The sequence below is a fragment of the Streptococcus sp. S1 genome, assembly GCF_034137685.1.
In the GTDB taxonomy this organism is placed as follows: Bacteria; Bacillota; Bacilli; order Lactobacillales; family Streptococcaceae; genus Streptococcus; species Streptococcus dentalis.
Genome location: NZ_CP139418.1, coordinates 1,316,864 through 1,336,348 on the forward strand (window position 1 = coordinate 1,316,864; position 19,485 = coordinate 1,336,348).

At 42.7% G+C, this 19,485-nt stretch carries 19 protein-coding genes; 16 read left to right on the forward strand and 3 right to left on the reverse strand.

The window, feature by feature from the left end:
• The first annotated feature begins 96 nt into the window (after nucleotides 1–96).
• A complete protein-coding gene (locus SM121_RS06440; protein ID WP_320910675.1) occupies nucleotides 97–1,188 on the forward strand; it encodes a carbamoyl phosphate synthase small subunit in 1,092 nt (363 codons plus the stop codon).
• Nucleotides 1,185–2,924 carry an ATP-binding protein gene (locus SM121_RS06445; protein WP_320910676.1) on the forward strand — a complete coding sequence of 580 codons (1,740 nt, stop codon included), beginning with the start codon at nucleotides 1,185–1,187 and terminating at the stop codon, nucleotides 2,922–2,924. The genes SM121_RS06440 and SM121_RS06445 overlap by 4 nt, the downstream gene beginning before the upstream one ends.
• A 38-nt stretch (nucleotides 2,925–2,962) precedes the next feature.
• Here the strand turns inward: SM121_RS06445 and pepT are convergent, their stop codons facing one another.
• The 3 genes from pepT to SM121_RS06460 are packed head-to-tail and all read right to left on the reverse strand — an operon-like array spanning nucleotide 2,963 to nucleotide 5,759.
• Complete coding sequence (pepT, locus tag SM121_RS06450) at nucleotides 2,963–4,183, reverse strand: peptidase T (protein ID WP_320910677.1); 1,221 nt, start codon at nucleotides 4,181–4,183, stop codon at nucleotides 2,963–2,965.
• Nucleotides 4,184–4,185: 2 nt separating this feature from the next.
• Nucleotides 4,186–5,007, reverse strand: a complete 822-nt coding sequence (locus SM121_RS06455; protein WP_320910678.1) for a Cof-type HAD-IIB family hydrolase — start codon at nucleotides 5,005–5,007, stop codon at nucleotides 4,186–4,188.
• The gene (locus SM121_RS06460) at nucleotides 5,004–5,759 is read right to left on the reverse strand and encodes a LexA family transcriptional regulator (protein ID WP_320910679.1); all 756 of its coding nucleotides are present in this window, start codon (nucleotides 5,757–5,759) and stop codon (nucleotides 5,004–5,006) included. Before SM121_RS06460 ends, SM121_RS06455 begins: the two co-directional genes overlap by 4 nt.
• A gap of 195 nt (nucleotides 5,760–5,954) precedes the next feature.
• Between SM121_RS06460 and SM121_RS06465 the strand changes: the two genes are divergently transcribed.
• From SM121_RS06465 to SM121_RS06530, 14 genes are all read left to right on the forward strand, one after another.
• Nucleotides 5,955–6,392 (forward strand): GNAT family N-acetyltransferase, encoded by a 438-nt coding sequence (locus SM121_RS06465; RefSeq protein ID WP_003011154.1) that lies wholly within the window; start codon nucleotides 5,955–5,957, stop codon nucleotides 6,390–6,392.
• A 66-nt stretch (nucleotides 6,393–6,458) separates the two neighbouring features.
• Complete coding sequence (gene lepA, locus SM121_RS06470; RefSeq protein ID WP_009731117.1) at nucleotides 6,459–8,285, forward strand: translation elongation factor 4; 1,827 nt, start codon at nucleotides 6,459–6,461, stop codon at nucleotides 8,283–8,285.
• Nucleotides 8,286–8,743: 458 nt separating this feature from the next.
• Nucleotides 8,744–8,950 carry a DNA-binding protein gene (locus SM121_RS06475; protein ID WP_320910680.1) on the forward strand — a complete coding sequence of 69 codons (207 nt, stop codon included), beginning with the start codon at nucleotides 8,744–8,746 and terminating at the stop codon, nucleotides 8,948–8,950.
• A 20-nt stretch (nucleotides 8,951–8,970) separates the two neighbouring features.
• Complete coding sequence (locus SM121_RS06480; protein ID WP_320910681.1) at nucleotides 8,971–9,615, forward strand: hypothetical protein; 645 nt, start codon at nucleotides 8,971–8,973, stop codon at nucleotides 9,613–9,615.
• 282 nt (nucleotides 9,616–9,897) lie between these two features.
• Nucleotides 9,898–10,392 carry a YkgJ family cysteine cluster protein gene (locus SM121_RS06485; RefSeq protein ID WP_003011011.1) on the forward strand — a complete coding sequence of 165 codons (495 nt, stop codon included), beginning with the start codon at nucleotides 9,898–9,900 and terminating at the stop codon, nucleotides 10,390–10,392.
• The gene (locus SM121_RS06490) at nucleotides 10,392–11,081 is read left to right on the forward strand and encodes a YjjG family noncanonical pyrimidine nucleotidase (protein WP_320910682.1); all 690 of its coding nucleotides are present in this window, start codon (nucleotides 10,392–10,394) and stop codon (nucleotides 11,079–11,081) included. The genes SM121_RS06485 and SM121_RS06490 overlap by 1 nt, the downstream gene beginning before the upstream one ends.
• A gap of 123 nt (nucleotides 11,082–11,204) precedes the next feature.
• Nucleotides 11,205–11,477: a 30S ribosomal protein S16 gene (gene rpsP / locus SM121_RS06495; RefSeq protein ID WP_003007475.1), complete on the forward strand. Its 273-nt coding sequence runs from the start codon at nucleotides 11,205–11,207 to the stop codon at nucleotides 11,475–11,477.
• A gap of 20 nt (nucleotides 11,478–11,497) precedes the next feature.
• Entirely contained in the window at nucleotides 11,498–11,737 is a 240-nt protein-coding gene (gene kphA / locus SM121_RS06500; protein ID WP_003001620.1) for an RNA-binding protein KphA, read from the forward strand.
• 107 nt (nucleotides 11,738–11,844) lie between these two features.
• Nucleotides 11,845–12,363: a ribosome maturation factor RimM gene (gene rimM / locus SM121_RS06505; protein ID WP_014713408.1), complete on the forward strand. Its 519-nt coding sequence runs from the start codon at nucleotides 11,845–11,847 to the stop codon at nucleotides 12,361–12,363.
• Nucleotides 12,353–13,069 (forward strand): tRNA (guanosine(37)-N1)-methyltransferase TrmD, encoded by a 717-nt coding sequence (gene trmD / locus SM121_RS06510; protein ID WP_003007469.1) that lies wholly within the window; start codon nucleotides 12,353–12,355, stop codon nucleotides 13,067–13,069. The genes rimM and trmD overlap by 11 nt, the downstream gene beginning before the upstream one ends.
• Nucleotides 13,070–13,207: 138 nt before the next feature.
• Complete coding sequence (locus SM121_RS06515) at nucleotides 13,208–15,529, forward strand: CAP domain-containing protein (protein WP_320910683.1); 2,322 nt, start codon at nucleotides 13,208–13,210, stop codon at nucleotides 15,527–15,529.
• Between the two features lie 229 nt (nucleotides 15,530–15,758).
• A complete protein-coding gene (locus tag SM121_RS06520; protein WP_003001800.1) occupies nucleotides 15,759–16,502 on the forward strand; it encodes a DeoR/GlpR family DNA-binding transcription regulator in 744 nt (247 codons plus the stop codon).
• A complete protein-coding gene (gene pfkB, locus SM121_RS06525) occupies nucleotides 16,499–17,410 on the forward strand; it encodes a 1-phosphofructokinase (protein WP_320910684.1) in 912 nt (303 codons plus the stop codon). The genes SM121_RS06520 and pfkB overlap by 4 nt, the downstream gene beginning before the upstream one ends.
• A complete protein-coding gene (locus SM121_RS06530; RefSeq protein WP_320910685.1) occupies nucleotides 17,407–19,374 on the forward strand; it encodes a PTS fructose transporter subunit IIABC in 1,968 nt (655 codons plus the stop codon). Before pfkB ends, SM121_RS06530 begins: the two co-directional genes overlap by 4 nt.
• The last annotated feature ends 111 nt before the right edge of the window (nucleotides 19,375–19,485 follow it).

The following is a 19,485-nucleotide window of genomic DNA, read 5'->3' on the forward strand; positions in this document are numbered from 1 at the left end:
GAAGAGGACAGAGTAGATAGCTACATGGAATCTGACTTTCCTTTTTTTGAGGAACTATGATAAAATTGGACTAGTGTAAAAGAAGGGAGGGGTTCTATGAAACGATTATTGGTCCTAGAGGATGGGACTGTATTTGAAGGGGAAGCCTTTGGTGCAGACCTATATGTGACTGGTGAGTTGGTCTTTACGACAGCCATGACAGGCTATCAAGAATTGATTACGGATCAGGCTTTTAGTGGCCAGATACTTTCTTTTACCTTTCCAGTTATTGGCGCAACAGGGATCAATCGAGATGATTCTGAATCGATTACGCCCACTTGTTTAGCAGTAGTCGTTCAGCATCTAGTGGAGATGCCGAGCAATTGGCGGCAGCAGATGACCTTGGATGAATTCTTGAAGCGAAAAAAAATCCCTGGCATTGTAGGGATTGATACGAGACAGGTGGCAAAAATTGTCCGCAAGTATGGACGGATGAAGGCGACTGTCATTAACAAGGGGGATTCGATCGAGCATATCTTGGATCAGTTGCGAGCAACGGTCCTTCCCAAAGACCAAGTGCGTCAAGTTTCTACAAAAACGGCCTATGCTGTACCAGGTTTTGGAAAGAGTATTGCCTTGATTGATCTAGGGGTCAAGCACTCTGTCTTACGCCAGCTGAGTCAAAGGGACTGTAATGTGACAGTTTATCCCTATGATATCTCTTATGATGAACTGATGGAACAGCAGCCCGATGGCGTTATTTTATCCAGTGGGCCTGGCGATCCCCATCAGGTGAAAAAACTCTGCCGCTTAATCAAAAAGCTCAATGGTCAGATTCCGATCTGGGGCATGGGCTTGGGAGCTCAACTGCTGGCTCAAGCTTACGGGGCTGATCTAGCTCCCATGGAAGTCGGGCATTTCGGTTTAAATATTCCTGTACGTGAAATTGCGACAGGAAAAATCGAGATAACGAGTCAAAATCACTTGTATAGTATTGCACGCGATAGCCTGCCCCATGATTTATTGGTCACGCATGAAAACGTCAATGACCATAGTATTGAAGCTTTTCGTCATCGTTACCAACCGATTTTAGGGGTTCAATTCCAAGTGGATGCTAGTCCAGGGACAAGGGAAAATCTCTATTTTTACGATGAATTTTTAGAATTGATTGATGCCAAAATTCACGAAAGTAGAAGGGAGAAGGAATGATGAAAGAAAACCAGAAATTGCTTCTCCTATGTGGAGATTCTTATCAGGATATTAGCCTTTTGGCTGCGGTAAACGAAACACAAAAACTCAATGACAAGAATGGAAATGCTCTTGTCCTTTATCTGGGAGAAGAAAATGCTATCACACAAGAAGCTGGAGAACAGGTTGTAGTCAGTAAGCTCAAACTGGATGCTCTTAGGACGACTCTTCTTTCCTATACTGGATCTCGCTTGCTCCTAACCTTTGCGGATAAACAGATTTTAAATCTCTTGTTCCGATTGGAAGAAATTGGATTTTTCAAAGAAGTATCGATCATGATTGTCGGGCCGAGTCTCCAACGCTACCGGACCTTTTATCAGCAAGCGGATCAACGACGCCTTTTTCAAGAGCTGGGCTATCAGGTACCCGCTTCCGCACTGGTTGGTTCTGTTCGAGAAGCCATTGAGTTTTCTGAAGGCATTCAATTTCCCATTATGATCTGGCCGGTAGCGAGTAAGCAAGGGCAGGGACGAAAGATTGCTCATAATCTAGATGACCTGTGCGAAGCAGTGGAAACGGGACTTTCAGTCTCTCCAAGTCAGCAGTGTTTGCTAGAGTTTTCGACCTATGGCTTTAAGGAATTGGATTTTGTCGTCATGCGCGATCGCGAAGACAATCACTACCTGGCGGCCTCTATTGAAAGCATTGATCCTGTCGGGATCCACTCTAGTGACTCTTATCAATTTATGCCAGCTGTCACCCTGACTGACCGAGAGTTTCAAAATCTTCGTGAAGCAGCGATCCACATCAGTCGCTATTTGAAGCTGACAGGAGCCATTTCGATCAAGTTTGCTCTAGATCCGACGAGTTATGCTTTTTATATCCTAGAAGTTAATCCATTTGCTTCAGACAGTATCTCAATGGCCTCTATGGGCTTGGGTTATTCCTTATTTGAGCAAGAAGTTCAGCTACAATTAGGGCGATCTCTCGAGCATTTGCCTCATCCCTTATTAAAGGATTTAAAGGCCGTTTACGAACCGAGTTTGGACTATATCTTCTTTAAGATCCCGATTTTTTCTGATGCTGCTAAAAATGCCTGCCTCAATACCCAAATTCACTCTTATGGGGCAGTTTATGGATTTGGGAAGAGAATCGATGAAGCTTATCAACAAGCCCTAGAAACCATTAAAGATAAGAACTTGCTGACCATCCTTCCTGAGGAAATGAGCGATGATGAATTAATCCAGAAAATTGCTCGTCATATGCCACACCGGCTCTTCTATATCTTAGAAGCTTTAAAACGTGGTTTTGAGTTTGAGGAACTCTTGGATTTGAGTAAATTAGCACCTGTTTATTTGCAGGTCTTGGCCAATCTAGTGGAGTTAGATAAAGGAGTAGAGGCTGAGACAAGTCCAGCCTTTCTTCCGGTTGAGCCATCAGCTGGCTTATATGAGGTCAAAGCGGGAGCAGCCTATTATCTGACCCAAAACGGAACCAATGAATCATTGGCTTTGGAGGCTGCTTGTGTCTTGGTGGATGATCTAGAAATCTGCGATGAGAGTTTTTACCAAAAGGTGCGAAAGAAGGCTAAAGAGCTGAAAGAAAAAGGACAACAGGTTATCTTACTCACAAATCGTCCTTTTACAGAATCATTGGTAGATAAAGTCTATTATCTTTCGATCAATGAGACAAGCCTTCGCCTGATTCAGAAAATTGATCAGGTCAAAGATATTGTCAAGCTTTCTAATAGACAATAAAGGATCCGGACAACCTATCCGAATCCTTTTTTTGTTTCTTATTTTTTGGTCACAATACCGATAATGGTATCAACTGCGCGTTCCATGGTTTGGAGACTTACGTATTCAAAGCGACCATGCATGTTTTCTCCACCGGCAAAAATATTTGGTGTTGGAATTCCCATAAAGGAAATTTTAGATCCATCTGTACCACCGCGGATCGGTTCAATGATTGGAGTGATACCAAGATCTTCCATGACTCCCTTAGCAAGGGTAATCGGCGTCATATCTTTTTCAATCACTTGCTTCATGTTGTAGTACTGATCTTTGAGGGTGAGGAGAACGCGTTCGCTACCGAGCTCCGCATTCATCTGATCAGCAATAGATTTCATGAGGTCTTTGCGTTTTTCAAAACTTTCAGTTTCAAAGTCCCGAATGATGTAGCTGGCACTTGCTTCCTCGACAGTTCCATCGATGTTCATCAAGTGGTAGAAGCCTTCATAGCCTTCGGTTAATTCTGGACGTGCTCCTTCAGGGAGTTTGTTATGGAAATCAATGGCCAATTGAAGAGCGTTGATCATTTGACCTTTGGCTGTACCTGGGTGGACATTGCGTCCTTTGAAGGTAATTTCAGCCCCAGCTGCTGAGAAGGTTTCGTATTGAAGCTCTCCAAGAGGACCCCCATCGACAGTATAGGTAAAGTCTACGTCAAAATCCTCTGCATCAAATTGATCTGCCCCAACTCCGATTTCTTCATCGGGACCAAAGCCGACACGGATTTCTCCGTGTTTGATTTCAGGATGAGCTGTCAGGTATTCAATAGCTGTCATGATTTCAGCGATACCTGACTTATCGTCTGCACCCAGAAGAGTAGTACCGTCAGTTGTGATCAAGGTTTGTCCCTTGTAGTTGTTCAAATGAGCAAAATCATCTGGATCGAGTGTGAAACCAGAGTCACCAAGGGTAATGACACCCCCATCATAATTCTCAACAATTTGTGGATTGACATTTTCGGCATTGAAGTCAGCGGTATCCATGTGAGAGATAAATCCAATCTTGCGTGTAAAGCTTGGATCATTAGCTGGAAGTGTTCCAATAGCATAGCCGTTTGGTAAATAGTAGACGTTTTGAAGCCCCACGCGTTTCATCTCAGGGATCAAGATGTTTGTTGCAAAATCAACTTGTGATTGGGTACTTGGAGTGGTTGTAGAATTTTCATCTGAACGTGTGTTAACCTTTACATAGGTAATAAAACGGTCCAACAAATTTTGGTATTTCATGATCATTCTCCTTTTTCAGTTTCAATTAATTTGTGAATAGCATGGGCCACACCATCCTCATCATTGGTCAGGGTGATGAAGTCTGCGATTTCCTTGACAGCAGCATTGCCATTTCCCATAGCGACGCTGTAACCAGCAAAACGTAGCATTTCAAGGTCATTGTTTGCATCTCCAAGAGCCATGACCTGGTCTCTCCTGTAGCCTAATGTTTGGCTTAATGCTTGAAGAGCAGAAGCCTTGCTGGCACCTTTTGGCAGAATTTCAAACAAGATATCCTGTGAACGTACAGTGTTAAAATCGGCCTCTAATGCAGCCTCGTGCTGAGCTTTGAAGGCATCAATAGCAGAAGGATCTCCTACGTACATAGCTTGAAAAATAGGAACAAGGTTGGGCAAATCCTCTTCTGAGACTGGTGTCGGTTTACTATTAACAATACCCGCATCCATCGTGACAAGTTCACTGGCTTCAGGTGCGACCACTAGGTAGTGATCTATGTCAAATAAGGTTAGCTGGACGTCTGTATCTTCCGTCAAAACATGCAAGCGGTGCATGTCCTCAAGGCTCAATTCTTCCTTACCAATGATTTCCCAATTCTGTGTAGACAAGGTTGTACACCCGTTATTGATAATCATATAGTAGTTGCCATCAGGAAGACCAATCTCTTCAAAGATGGGCCGTACCCCCGCTAAGGGGCGCCCAGTACAGATCACAATATCATAACCGGCTTCATGGGCCCGGTGGAGAGCTTCAATATTGCCTTTAGAGAGAGTCTTATCCTCATGCAAAAGGGTACCATCTAAGTCAATCGCGATTAATTGAATCATTTGATCTCCTCCAAATTGAGAGGAACAAAGCCATCTATAACCTTACCAATCACTCCAGGTTCCTCATCCAGTGGAATGATCTGATCACTATATTTCTTATTGAGGGAAACCAGTCGAATACCGTTGACCTCACGAAAGACACGCTTGATCAACGTTTGCCCATCAAAATCAATGGCATAAATAGCTCCTGCCTGATCGTAATAGGTTTGCTTGATTAAGACAACAGCTCCTTTTTCATATTTAGGCTCGAGGGAATCCGTATGTATCCAAAAAGCCAAATCGTAAGGAATCTTTTGATCAAACCAAACGATATCAGCTTGCTTTTGATTTTGGTAAGCTGCAAAAGAATCATAGACAGAATATGAGTGGTATTGCTTTTCAATCTTCTGTCTTTCTTTTTGATGGGTCAAGAGACTTTTTCCATAAGAAAGAAGATTTTCCTGATTTCCTTCATCGAGCTGTTTATACAATCGTTCAATCTCTGAATCAATGACCACAAAATCATTGCGCAATCGAGGGTCAATTTCAGCAACTGCTACCTGGAAAAAGGCTGCAATCTTCTCTAAATTTTCGGGAACAGGAAGAGAAGTTCCTTTTACATATCCAGTCAGGGTACTAGCAGGGATTCCAGTAATACGAGATAATTCGATCTGCTTTTTCCCCTGTTCTTTCAGTAATTCTCTAATCTTTTCCGATATAATCCGTAATGCCTCTTTGTCTTGAGGACTTGCTTTTCCACGACCTCTGGCCAACGTACTCACCTCCTTGTATTTACCCTTACTATTATAATGAATTAAATCGAAAAAGTAAATAGAAACCCCTGAAAAATGTGAAAAAAGATGAATTTGATCTAAATCGGATTATCTTTTTAAATTTTATCAGGTCTTCCTTTACTTTTTGAGGATAAAGGTCTAAGATAATACCAAAGAGTTCATGGAGGTGAAGCTATGATTCGTAGCGTTCAAGTCAAAGATGCAGGTCAAATTAGAGATTTATGTCACCAAGCATTGGGGTATGATTCGACCCTTGAAAAAGTGGCAGCTCAGATTGATAAATTTAATTCGCCAGATTCGGATCATTTTTGCTTTGTTTATGAAGAGGACCAAACAGGAAATATTCTTGGTTATGTGGAAGCGGAAGTCTATGAAAGCCTCTATAGTGATGCTGGTTTAAATATTTTGGGCCTTGCGGTTTTTCCATCTGCTCAAGGACGTGGGATCGGTCGCCAATTGATGGAGCGAGTAGAAGATCTTGCCAAAAGTAAGCATTCTGCTTTTATCCGTTTAAATTCTGCCTCTCATCGAAAAGAAGCTCATCTCTTTTACGAACGCATTGGCTATGAGGGTAATAAAACTCAGAAGCGATTTTTGAAAATAATGAATTAAGATAGGCAAAGGCCTATCTTTTTTGTTATAATGAAGAGTACGATTAATTTTACTAGGAAGATGATTATGCCAAATTTTGAAGAATTAAAAAAACGACAAGAGAAGATTCGGAACTTCTCGATCATCGCCCATATTGACCATGGAAAGTCAACCTTGGCCGATCGAATCTTAGAAAAAACCGAAACCGTGTCTAGTCGGGAGATGCAAGCCCAACTCCTAGATAGTATGGACCTGGAACGGGAACGTGGGATTACCATTAAGCTGAATGCCATCGAGTTGAACTACACGGCTAAAGATGGGGAAACCTATATCTTCCACTTGATTGACACACCAGGACACGTGGACTTTACCTATGAGGTTTCGCGGTCGCTTGCTGCCTGTGAAGGTGCCATTCTCGTAGTGGATGCCGCTCAAGGGATTGAAGCCCAGACCCTAGCCAATGTTTACTTGGCGCTGGACAATGATTTGGAAATCCTTCCAGTTATCAATAAAATCGACTTGCCAGCTGCAGATCCAGAACGTGTGCGCACAGAAGTAGAAGATGTCATCGGCTTGGATGCTAGTGAAGCTGTCCTAGCCTCTGCCAAAGCTGGTATCGGGATTGAAGAAATTTTGGAGCAGATCGTTGAGAAAGTTCCAGCTCCGACTGGGGATGTTGAAGCGCCTCTTCAAGCCTTGATCTTTGACTCTGTATATGATGCCTATCGTGGGGTGATCCTTCAAGTCCGAGTGGTCAATGGAATGGTTAAACCAGGCGATAAGATTCAGCTCATGAGTAATGGCAAGACCTTTGATGTCACTGAAGTTGGGATTTTTACTCCTAAAGCAGTTGGACGTGATTTCCTTGCGACGGGAGACGTCGGCTATATTGCGGCCTCAATCAAGACTGTTGCGGATACCCGTGTCGGGGATACGGTGACCCTAGCGACCAATCCAGCAAGTGAGCCACTACATGGATATAAGCAGATGAACCCAATGGTCTTTGCCGGTCTTTACCCAATCGAATCTAACAAATACAATGATCTTCGTGAAGCCTTGGAAAAATTGCAATTGAATGATGCCAGTCTTCAATTTGAACCGGAAACTTCTCAAGCCCTCGGTTTTGGTTTCCGTTGTGGTTTCTTGGGACTTCTTCATATGGACGTTATCCAAGAGCGTTTGGAGCGTGAGTTCAACATTGACTTGATCATGACTGCACCGTCTGTTATTTACAAGGTAAATTTGACTGATGGAGAAGCACTGGATGTCTCAAACCCTTCTGAGTTCCCAGATCCAACCAAGATTGCTTCAATTGAAGAACCGTATGTCAAAGCGCAAATTATGGTGCCACAAGAGTTTGTTGGAGCTGTCATGGAATTAGCCCAACGGAAACGCGGTGATTTTGTGACCATGGACTACATCGATGAAAATCGGGTGAATGTCATTTATCAAATCCCACTGGCGGAAATTGTCTTTGATTTCTTTGATAAATTGAAATCTTCTACTCGTGGCTATGCAAGCTTTGACTACGAGTTGTCTGAATACCGTCCATCCAAACTGGTTAAGATGGATATTCTCCTCAATGGAGATACCGTCGATGCCCTCAGCTTTATCGTTCACAAGGACTTTGCCTATGAACGTGGTAAGTTGATTGTTGAGAAACTCAAGAAGATTATCCCTCGTCAACAGTTTGAAGTGCCTATCCAAGCAGCGATCGGTCATAAGATCGTGGCTCGTACAGATATCAAGGCCCTTCGGAAGAACGTCTTGGCCAAGTGTTATGGTGGGGACGTCTCACGGAAACGCAAGCTACTTGAAAAACAAAAAGCTGGTAAGAAACGGATGAAGGCTATTGGATCTGTTGAAGTTCCACAGGAAGCCTTCTTGTCTGTATTATCAATGGATGAAGAATAACATTTAAGGTGCCTCAAAAGGGCACTTTTGTTTTATTTTATGTTCAAAAGAAATAGACTGAATGAGAAAGGTTGGATCAGATGTGACACTTATCTTATTTTAAAATACCCACTTTCATAAAAAGGGTTGACATCCACGGCATACCGTGATATAATATAATCTGAAAGGAGGAAGGTAGGAAAATATCAGAGATTGCCGAACTTATGGTAGTAACTGGAACCCTATTAACAGGAATTGCAAGTGTTATCGTGGCAATAAAAAAAGAGCCAAAAGAACGCAAGCCACGCAAAGCAAAGCGGTTCAAGTAAGGCTCTGGTAGGTTGGGGCGAAAGCCCCTTAGACCTACCATGATTATATCATATCGATCAAAGAAATGAAATATTTACCAATTTTTACAATAGTATTTTTTATATTTCTGTTCATTTTAAAAGATAGACGGAAGCAAAGAGAGGGATTAAATGAGAGAACAAATAGAAAAGTTATTAAACAGCGAGATAAGCACAAGCGCAATAGCTAAAGGCGCAGGCGTTCCTTGGTCTACAGTGGCAGATATTAGAAAAGGAAAAACCAGTATTGATAAAATGGCCCTACTTACAGCCGAAAAATTGTTTAACTTTGCTGAAGAGTTAGATAAGAAAAATAATGGTAGACTAGAGGAAAGATAATACATCATTGAGGAGAGAATATGAAAAATAAGTTTCTACTCGCGTCTGTTACGTTTTTGTCTGTTGTTAGTCTTTCTGCTTGTACCAGTCCAAAGAAAGAGTCTAGTAAAACATCGGCAGCATCTAGTTCCACGAATGTGGTGAAAGAGACAACAACATCAAGTAGCAATGTAAAGAAACAAATATCAGATAGTGATAAGGGGAATGTGAAAACGAAACGAATTGGTTCGGCAGATTATGGGTATGTTAATATTCCAAGTGACTGGAAAAAGAATGACAATATCCAAGTTGGGGATAACATTCAGTACACAGATAAAAACGCCTTCAATATTATTGTTTTAAATGCTGCCACTAGAGAAAAAGCACATGTTGCCGAAGGAGTGGAATTTAATGCAGAGCTAATAGCTAAAAGATTTGAGACCAGGTGGAATGATTATAAAATTGTTGAGAAAATGACAAAATCTACGACGACTGTTGGAGGAAATGAATCGCTTAAAATACATATATTTCTCAAGACAGGCCTGCAGGCTGCTGGGTGGGTATTCCAAAAAGATGATAAGGTTTATTTGATTGTTGTTGAAGGATTTGAGAAAACAATAACTCAATTTACTCCTTATGTCGAAAACACTTGGAGTCTAGATGGAACAGGTGCTGTAAAGGATTGATGAAGAGGAAGCTTGGCTTAAACTATCCAGTCTTCGATGTTTGATAAGAATAACAGTATGACGCAGTGGTTGATTGCTCAGAGCACTGCTTTGAGGTGGTGGATAGGACTTGCGAAGCAAGTTTCCCAAGTCTTTGTTCGCTTTTTTAGCTCCAAAGATAGCCTAATCAACTGTGCGGGGGTGGGAAAACGAACTCTCCTTATTAGTCGGAGTTCTGTCCCACTCCCTTTTTTACAGTCTTTGTGGTATAATCTTTCTATTGTTTAGAAGAGGAAATAGAGGATGACACAGGAAATTGATATTGAAAAATACCATCAGTTAGCTCTCCAAAAGCAAAAGGAGCACCGCAAGGTATTGGCGAATCTCAAGAAGAAGCCACCTAAGAATTTAGATAAAATAGCGCAAGAAATCCACGATGAAGTTTTCCAAGAAATCGATTGTACGGCTTGTGCCAATTGCTGCAAAACCTTAGGTCCAGATTTTAAGGAAACCGATATCACGCGCATCGCCAAATATTTCAAGATGAAGCTTCCTGCTTTTGAGGCAGAATTTCTTCAAGTTGACGAAGATGGGGACAAGGTTTTTAAATCCATGCCTTGCCCCTTTCTTGGTGGAGACAATCTCTGTTCCATCTACGATGTTCGTCCGAAAGCCTGTCGGGAATTTCCTCATACAGATCGCAAGAAGATCTACCAGATCAACCATCTGACCATCAAGAATACCCTCACTTGCCCAGCGGCTTATTTATTTGTAGAAAAATTGAAGGATCGTTTGTAATGGCATATACATTTTTACTTTTTGATTTGGACCATACCTTGTTGGACTTTGAATCTGCTGAAGAGACAGCCTTGACGCAGATGTTAGAAGACATGAATTTTCCAGATGTACAGGCCTTTAAGGATTACTACAAACCCATGAACCAAGGGCTCTGGAAGGATTTGGAGCAAAAGAAATTAACCAAGCAAGAGCTCGTGGATAGTCGGTTTGCGATTGGGTTTGCCCACTTTGGGATTACGGTTGATGGGGCTGAGATAGCTCTTCGCTACCAAGATTACATTAGTCTTCAGGGGCAGTCTTTCCCCGGTGCGGAGGACTTACTGGCTCGACTTGAAAAAGCAGGTTACCAGCTCTATGGTGCAACGAACGGAGTGACTGCCATTCAAGAAGGACGCTTAGTTCATTCTACAATCGCACCTTATTTCAAAGAGGTCTTTATCTCTGAGCAGCTTCATACTCAGAAACCAGAACCTGCATTTTTTGACAAGGTCGGCCAACTGATTCCAGGTTTCAGCAAGGAAGAGACCCTCATGATCGGTGATTCCTTGACGGCGGATATCGCAGGAGGCCATGCTGCGGGGATCGATACCGTCTGGTATAACCCAAATCATAAGGAAAATACCAGTCAGGTAGTGCCGACTTATACCGTTAGCAACTATCAAGAAATCGCCGATTTACTGATAAAATAAAAAATTTTAAATACTGTCAAGTTTTTTTCTTGACAACTCTATAAAATGTGTTACAATAGATCATGTGCTAAATAGCTTGTCTATTTCACCGAAAATTAAAATATAGAAAAGAGACTTATAAAAATGGCAGTTAAAATTCGTTTGACTCGTATGGGTTCTAAGAAAAAACCTTACTACCGTATTAACGTAGCAGATTCACGTTCACCACGTGATGGACGTTTCATCGAAACAGTTGGAACTTACAATCCACTTGTTGAAGAAAACCAAGTAACTTTGAAAGAAGACCGCGTTCTTGCATGGTTGGCTGATGGAGCTCAACCTTCAGATACAGTTCGCAACATCCTTTCAAAAGCTGGTGTGATGAAGAAATTCCACGATTCTAAATTCTCAAAATAATTTTTTAAGTAGGTTGATGTATGGATACGATTGAAAATCTCATTATTGCAATTGTGAAACCCTTGATTTCACAACCGGATGCCTTAACCATCAAGATCGAAGATACTCCTGAATTCTTGGAGTACCATCTTGACCTTGATCCTAGCGATGTTGGTCGTGTAATCGGTCGAAAAGGTCGCACCATTTCTGCGATAAGAACGATTGTCTACTCTGTCCCAACTGAAGATAAAAAAGTAAGAATTGTTATTGACGAAAAATAAAAAGGCGGGATTTTGTCCCGTTTTTTTGTTGGAGCACTCAGGGAGCACCGTTGAGAATTGTTGCTGAACGTGATAAAATAGAGTGAATAAACTACACTGGAGAAATCATGAATTACTTTAATGTTGGGAAAATTGTCAATACCCAAGGCTTACAAGGTGAAATGCGGGTCTTGTCTGTGACAGACTTTGCGGAAGAGCGTTTTAAAAAAGGAGCTGAATTGGCCCTCTTTGATGAGAAGGATCGTTTTGTCCAGACGGTGACCATTGCCAGTCATCGCAAGCACAAGAACTTCGACATCATCAAGTTTAAGGATATGTACCATATCAATGCTATCGAAAAATTCAAGGGCTTTAGCCTCAAGGTTGCAGAAGAAGACTTGACGGATTTGGAGGATGGCGAGTTTTATTACCATGAGATCATCGGCCTTGATGTTTACGAAAATGACCAGCTAATCGGTCAGATCAAGGAAATCCTGCAACCAGGTGCCAATGATGTCTGGGTCGTGAAACGAAAAGGCAAACGCGACCTTCTCTTGCCTTATATCCCACCAGTGGTGCTCAATATCGATATCCCAGGAAACCGGGTGGATGTAGACATCTTAGAAGGGTTAGACGATGAAGATTGATATTTTAACCCTCTTTCCAGAGATGTTTTCTCCCCTTGAGCATTCCATCGTCGGCAAGGCCCGTGAAAAGGGACTTCTCGAGATCAACTACCATAATTTCCGTGAAAATGCGGAGAAGGCGCGTCATGTAGATGATGAGCCCTATGGGGGCGGGCAAGGTATGCTCTTACGCGCTCAACCAATTTTTGATGCCTTTGATGCCATTGAGAAAAAGAATCCGCGCGTGATCCTGCTGGATCCTGCTGGTCGGACCTTCGACCAAGCTTACGCAGAAGAGTTGGCTCAGGAAGAAGAATTGATTTTTATCTGTGGTCACTATGAGGGCTACGACGAGCGGATCAAGACCTTGGTGACGGATGAGATTTCTCTTGGCGATTATGTCCTGACGGGTGGCGAACTAGCGGCCATGACCATGATTGATGCGACGGTACGCTTGATTCCAGAAGTGATCGGGAAAGAGTCCAGTCACCAGGATGACAGTTTCTCCTCTGGTCTCTTAGAGTATCCTCAATACACACGCCCTTATGAATACAGAGGAATGACAGTTCCAGATGTTCTTATGAGTGGCCATCATGAAAATATCCGTCAGTGGCGCCTCTATCAGAGTTTGAAAAAGACCTTAGAACGTCGTCCAGACTTGCTTGAAAACTATGAGTTGACAGCAGAAGAAGAGAAGATGTTGGAACAAATTAAACAAGAAGACTAACAGCGTCAGCTGTTTTTCTTTTGCCTCAAAAATTTATGAAAAAAACTTTTTAAACCTACTAGTTATTGGTAACAAAATGTGGTATGCTAAGGGGTAGAGAAACTTCAAGAAAATGATTCAGTTTTGGGGGTGAGTTTAATGGGAAAGAAATTAGGAAAATCGGTTTTCACGACTGGGATTGCCGCAACAACGGTCCTATCTGGTATGTTTAATCACAAGGCTAGTGCGGAAGAAGTGAAGCAAAATGAAAATGCAGAAACCAACAGTACAGAAGTAGTCGAAAAACCAATTACGGTCGATGAGTTGAAGCAAATTACAGCTCAAAAAGGCCAAGTGGTGAAAGATGTCCACTACCAAGAGCAAAAAGTGATCGATGCTCAAACGGAAGTCAAGGCTGCTGGACAAGAACTGGAAGAAAAGAAAGCAGAAGTGACGGATGCGGAAAACCTCATTGCAACGACTTCAGATGCCCAAGTTCAGAATGCAGAAAATGACGTCAAGGTGGCCCAAGCCTATGTGACCATCGAAGAAAATAAGGTTCGAGAAGCAGAAGCTGCCCATGACCAAGTCGTAGAGGCTGTTCGTCAACAGGGAAATCAAGTTACGGCTCAGGAATCTTTGGTCGATGTAGCACAAAATGAATTGAACCAAGCTAAAGCACCGATTTCGAATGATGAGAATGTGCTCAACCAAGCTTTGTTGGAGCAAAGTCAAGTCGAGCAAAGTATCCGAGAATCTCAGAATTACCTCGCGACCTTGCAAGCGAGTCAGCAAACTGGCTCAGATACAGTGGCTCAAATTGAGAGCGACATTCAACTGGCTCAAACACGTCTGACAGATTTGAAAGCGGTCATCGCAACCAAGGAAGCTGAATTGGCAGCCTTAGAACAAGCAGCGGCCAATAGCCCAGTTCAGTTGAGTCAAGCGACTTATGAAGGTTATTTGCAACACTTAGCTGACAATGGCAATGAAGCTGCAGCCAGCGCTTTAGCCCTCTACAAACGTGGTCGGGAAGAAGACGGCTTGACGGTTGGAGAGTCTGGATCTTTGCAAGCTAACCTCCGAGCACTTGAAATTGCGGATGCCATCAATAGCTATCGTCGTAATGCCGGCTTGCCTGAATTGGAGCTGGATCCTTATTCCCTTCCTGCCAGTCAAGTACAGTTGGAATACTTCAAGAAAGCCAACTGGCATATGTTTAAGTATTTGCCAAACGAAAACATCGCTTATGGCTTCTCACCTGCTGGTGCGGTTGACTTTTGGTACAATGAAAAAGCGGCTTATCAAGAAGTTGCAGCTCAATATGGTCTACCAACAGACGAAACTCAAATCGATGCCAATGATATCTATATGAAGATTGGTGCTGAGGCCTTTGCTAAGGTTGGTCACTATCTCCAAATGGTAGATAACAAAGCGACAGCTTTATCAGTCGCTTATGACCCTAGCAATGCTATGTCAGAAGTAGCTTTCTTACACCGCCCTGTCCATTCAGCAGTGTCAACCAGTGCGCTCGCTTACCAATTGCGTCAGGGGGCTGGAGCTACGACGACAAGATCAGATGTGAAAGCAAAATCTGATGAAGTCGCTAATCTCAAGCTGGACAAGGCCAATCAAGAGTCTCAAATCATTATCTTGCAAGGCAAGTTAGAAGATGCCCGCCATGCCAATTCAAATGTGGCAGTAGAGATGGCCAATGTCCAAAAAACCATCCAAAATTACAAGATTCTTCTCGTTAGCAAGGACCATGCGGTTGAAAAGGCGAAGGCGACTCTTGATGTATCTCGAGGTCGGATTGAAGCAGCCATCCAACCAAAAGAAGCAGCCCTTCAAAAAGCGAAAGATTTGTTAGCAGCTGCGCGTGAGAAATTAGATCTATTAAAAGCAGAAGAAGCAGAAAAAGCCCAAGTCGTTCAAGAAGCGCATGAGGGCTTGAAGGCGGCGCAAGAGCGCCTGGTTGCTGCTGAAAAACGTCTTTCTGACTTTAAAAACGCTCCAGAATTATTGGTCAAAGCCCAATCAGTTTTATCTGCTGCGGTGGCTAATTTGGAAAATAAAAAAGAAAAATTGGAAGCAGAATTCACAACCCTGCAATCTTATCAAAGTGTTGTGGAACTGTTGAATTCCCAATATGAAGATCTAGCGTCGCGGATGGATCCAGCTATTTTAGAAGCAGCAGATATGCCGATGGATATCCGCTCAAGCAATCCAACAACTTTCTCGGATAGACCAACTGTTCTTCCAACAACTACCAATAGTCCACAAGTGCAAGCACCAACAGCTAGTCCAGCTCCAAAACAAGAAGCTAAAGTAGAAGAAATCAAACCGAAAAAAGAAAACAGCCAAGCTGTGGCTGGATCTGATTCCTCCAAATATGCAGTAGCAACAACAGGTGTTGCCGTCGGGCTACTTGCTGGATTGTTTGGTTTCAAGAAAAAGAAACAATCATCAAAAAATGATTAAGACATACCGAAGATAGAGTGGATGCTTAGACATTTTATTGCTTAAACTCTTCAAAGAAGATATATGAGGGTGGGAAAAGAACTCGCTTAACAAAATGAGTTCTTTCCTGCTCTTTTTTTGTACAATTTTAGAATTTTTGAAAGAAAATGATAGAAAATGATAAAAAGTGTTGACATTTTTTGGAGATGGAGTATAATAGTCCTTGTAATCGATTGCAAAAGGAGGAGAAATGCTTAAGTCTGAACGAAAACAATTCATCCTCGAGAAGGTATTGAAGGAAAAGTTTGTTTCCTTAGAAACCCTTGTACAAGAGCTGGGGACGTCTGAATCAACGGTTCGACGTGACTTGGATGAATTAGAAGCTGAAAGTAAACTTCGCCGGGTTCACGGCGGTGCGGAAAGCCTGCATTTTCTTCAAGAGGAAGAAAGCAATAAAGAAAAATCTATCAAAAACATTCAAGTTAAGTCAAAAATCGCGGTAAAAGCGGCGGAATTGATCAAAGATCATGACGTGATCTTTATCGATGCCGGGACGACCAATGAACTTTTGGTACAAGAAATTGTCAATCCAACGGTAACCGTGGTGACCAACTCGATTCACCATGCGACCAAGTTGGTCGAGCGAAATGTTCCAACAGTCATCATCGGTGGGAAGGTAAAATCTTCTACAGATGCTAGTATCGGAGGAATCGCGCTCAATCAGATCGGTCAGTTGAATTTTGACAAGGCCTTTCTTGGAATGAATGGAATCGATGATGAATTTTACAGCACTCCAGACCTGGAAGAAGGATCTGTTAAGCGTGCGATTATCGAAAATGCGAAAAAGACCTATATCCTAGCGGATGATTCGAAAATTGGGGTGACATCCTTTGTCAAAGTGGCTCCTATCAAGCGAGCCATGATTATCACCAATCAATGTGAACCGCAACGATTAAAGGTTTTAAAAGAAAAAACGGAGGTTATAGAGGTTTGATTTATACAGTTACACTGAATCCAGCAATTGACTATATTGTCCGTCTCGATCATGTAGAGACCGGAGCGGTCAATCGGATGGCTTCAGAAGATAAATTCGCCGGTGGTAAGGGAATCAATGTCAGTCGTGTTTTGAAGCGTCTCGATATCGAGAACACAGCGACTGGATTTATCGGTGGTTTCACAGGACGCTTCATTGAAGACGTACTGATTAGCGAAGCCATTTCAACCAACTTTGTGACAGTGGACCAAGATACACGGATCAATGTCAAGATCAAAGCTGATGAGGAAACAGAGATCAATGGGAATGGCCCAGAAGTAACAGATACTCAGTTGCAAGAATTGCTCAATATCTTATCGAGCTTAACAGCAGATGATGTAGTAGTCTTTGCAGGGTCTGCCCCATCTTCACTTGGGAATGCCGTATACAAACAATTGATCGCAGCTACTCGTGCGACAGGTGCACAAGTGGTTTGTGATTTTGAAGGGCAAACCTTGATTGGTTCCTTGGAGTTCAATCCCCAATTGGTCAAACCAAACAACCATGAGTTGGGAGATATTTTTGGCGTTACCTTGACGGAATTGCCAGAAATTGAACGCTATGCCAAAGAAATTTTGGCCAAAGGAGCACAAAACGTCATTATTTCTATGGCGGGTGATGGTGCTCTCCTAGTCAGTCCAAGCGGAACTTACTTCGCAAAACCAATCAAGGGTCAAGTAAAGAACTCTGTCGGGGCTGGAGATTCCATGGTAGCAGGCTTCACTGGAAAGCTCGCAACAACAGGAGATGTCATCGAAGCCTTCAAATGGGGCGTGGCTTGTGGAACAGCGACCACCTTCTCGGATGATTTGGCAACAGCTGACTATATAAAAGAAACTTATGAAAAAGTAGAGGTAGAAAAACTATGAAAATTCAAGACGTTTTAAATAAAAACGTGATGTTGTTTGACCTTCAAGCAACAGATAAAGAGGGCGTGATCAATGAGATGATTCAATCGCTCGTTGATAATGGTGTGGTGACAGATTTTGACACCTTCAAGGCTGGAATCATGAACCGTGAAGCACAAACTTCAACTGGTTTGGGTGACGGAATTGCTATGCCCCACAGCAAAAATGAAGCAGTCAAAGAAGCAACGGTCTTGTTTGCAAAATCAAACAAGGGTGTGGACTATGCTTCGCTTGATGGCCAACCAACAGACTTGTTTTTCATGATCGCAGCTCCAGAAGGGGCAAATGACACTCACTTGGCAGCCCTTGCTGAATTGTCTAAGTACTTGATGAAACCAGGATTTGCGGACAAACTTCGCCAAGCAAGCACTCCTGATCAAGTGATCGCAGCCTTTGATGCAGAAGAGCAAGAAGCTGCAGCTGAAGAAGCGAAAAAAGCAGAAGCAGTCAAAGAAGCAGCTTCGTCTGACAAACCTCTCATCGTTGCCGTTACAGCATGTACAACAGGTATCGCCCACACTTATATGGCAGAAGAAGCCCTCATCAAAAAAGGGGAAGAAATGGGTGTTACAGTCCGCGTTGAAACCAACGGGGCATCTGGTGTCGGCAACCGCTTGACAGCTGAAGAAATCGCAAAAGCTGAAGGGGTCATCATTGCAGCAGATAAAGCAGTTGAAACCGCTCGTTTCGATGGCAAAAAATTGATCTCTAAACCAGTCGCAGCCGGTATCCGTCAGACAGAAGACTTGATCCAAACCATCTTGGATGGCAAAGCAGATGTCTTCCACGCTGAAAATGCTGCACAAGCTAGCGCTAGCCAAGAAAAATTGAGCTTGGGTGGAGCCTTCTACAAACACTTGATGAGTGGGGTTTCTCAAATGCTTCCATTCGTTATCGGTGGTGGTATCTTGATCGCCCTTGCCTTCTTGATTGATCAAGTTATGGGTGTGCCTCAAGATCAATTGTCTAGTCTTGGTTCTTATCATGTATTAGCAGCACAATTTAAAACAATTGGTGGAGTAGCCTTTGGCTTCATGCTTCCTGTACTTGCAGGTTATATTGGATTCTCAATCGCTGAAAAACCTGGTTTTGTAGCAGGATTTATCGCAGGATCTATTGCTAGCTCAGGATCAGCATTTGGAAATATCGCCTACGGTGCTGCTAAAGGTGAATTACCAGCAGCCGTATCATCAGGTTTCCTTGGAGCTTTGGTAGGTGGTTTCCTTGCAGGTGGAATTGTTCTCTTACTTCGCAAAGCCCTTGCAGGTCTTCCACGTTCTCTTGATGGTATCCGTTCAATCCTTCTCTTGCCATTGCTTGGTGTTGGTTTGACAGGATTCTTGATGTTCCTCATCAATATTCCAATGGCTGCTATCAATACTGGTCTTAACAACTTCCTTTCAAGCTTGTCAGGTAGCTCAGCAGTCCTTCTTGGTCTTCTTGTCGGTGGTATGATGGCTGTCGATATGGGTGGACCAGTTAACAAAGCCGCTTATGTCTTTGCTACAGGTACACTTGCTGAATCCGTTGCTTCAGGTGGTTCTATTGTTATGGCAGCTGTTATGGCAGCTGGTATGGTTCCTCCATTGGCAGTATTCGTAGCAACTGTATTGTTTAAAGATAAATTCACACAAGAAGAACGCGATTCAGGTTTGACTAACATTGTTATGGGTCTTTCCTTCATCACAGAAGGTGCCATTCCATTCGGTGCAGCTGACCCAGCTCGTGCCATCCCTAGCTTCATTGCAGGTTCAGCATTGACAGGTGCTCTTGTTGGTCTTGCAGGCTTGAAACTCATGGCTCCTCACGGAGGAATCTTCGTTATCGCTCTTACATCAAATCCACTTCTATACATCTTGTTCGTATTGATCGGTGCAGTCGTAAGTGGTATCTTGTTCGGATTGCTTCGCAAACCTAAAAACTAAATATGATTAAAAGGTTGGGAATGCCCAACCTTTTTTTGCGCAAAAACACCAACTAGTGATGAAGTTGCTTATCTCTATAGATTTCGATATAATTGCAATAACTTTTCTTTA

Excerpts from the sequence above, each read along its gene's own strand:
- kphA (WP_003001620.1), top strand. The coding sequence starts at position 11,498 with ATGGATACGATTGAAAATCTCATTATTGCAATTGTGAAACCCTTGATT.
- SM121_RS06490 (WP_320910682.1), top strand. The coding sequence starts at position 10,392 with ATGGCATATACATTTTTACTTTTTGATTTGGACCATACCTTGTTGGAC.
- SM121_RS06455 (WP_320910678.1), bottom strand. The coding sequence starts at position 5,007 with ATGATTCAATTAATCGCGATTGACTTAGATGGTACCCTTTTGCATGAG.
- SM121_RS06515 (WP_320910683.1), top strand. The coding sequence starts at position 13,208 with ATGGGAAAGAAATTAGGAAAATCGGTTTTCACGACTGGGATTGCCGCA.
- lepA (WP_009731117.1), top strand. The coding sequence starts at position 6,459 with ATGCCAAATTTTGAAGAATTAAAAAAACGACAAGAGAAGATTCGGAAC.
- trmD (WP_003007469.1), top strand. The coding sequence starts at position 12,353 with ATGAAGATTGATATTTTAACCCTCTTTCCAGAGATGTTTTCTCCCCTT.
- SM121_RS06440 (WP_320910675.1), top strand. The coding sequence starts at position 97 with ATGAAACGATTATTGGTCCTAGAGGATGGGACTGTATTTGAAGGGGAA.
- rimM (WP_014713408.1), top strand. The coding sequence starts at position 11,845 with ATGAATTACTTTAATGTTGGGAAAATTGTCAATACCCAAGGCTTACAA.
- SM121_RS06520 (WP_003001800.1), top strand. The coding sequence starts at position 15,759 with ATGCTTAAGTCTGAACGAAAACAATTCATCCTCGAGAAGGTATTGAAG.
- SM121_RS06480 (WP_320910681.1), top strand. The coding sequence starts at position 8,971 with ATGAAAAATAAGTTTCTACTCGCGTCTGTTACGTTTTTGTCTGTTGTT.
- SM121_RS06445 (WP_320910676.1), top strand. The coding sequence starts at position 1,185 with ATGATGAAAGAAAACCAGAAATTGCTTCTCCTATGTGGAGATTCTTAT.
- rpsP (WP_003007475.1), top strand. The coding sequence starts at position 11,205 with ATGGCAGTTAAAATTCGTTTGACTCGTATGGGTTCTAAGAAAAAACCT.
- SM121_RS06475 (WP_320910680.1), top strand. The coding sequence starts at position 8,744 with ATGAGAGAACAAATAGAAAAGTTATTAAACAGCGAGATAAGCACAAGC.
- SM121_RS06465 (WP_003011154.1), top strand. The coding sequence starts at position 5,955 with ATGATTCGTAGCGTTCAAGTCAAAGATGCAGGTCAAATTAGAGATTTA.
- pepT (WP_320910677.1), bottom strand. The coding sequence starts at position 4,183 with ATGAAATACCAAAATTTGTTGGACCGTTTTATTACCTATGTAAAGGTT.
- SM121_RS06485 (WP_003011011.1), top strand. The coding sequence starts at position 9,898 with ATGACACAGGAAATTGATATTGAAAAATACCATCAGTTAGCTCTCCAA.
- SM121_RS06530 (WP_320910685.1), top strand. The coding sequence starts at position 17,407 with ATGAAAATTCAAGACGTTTTAAATAAAAACGTGATGTTGTTTGACCTT.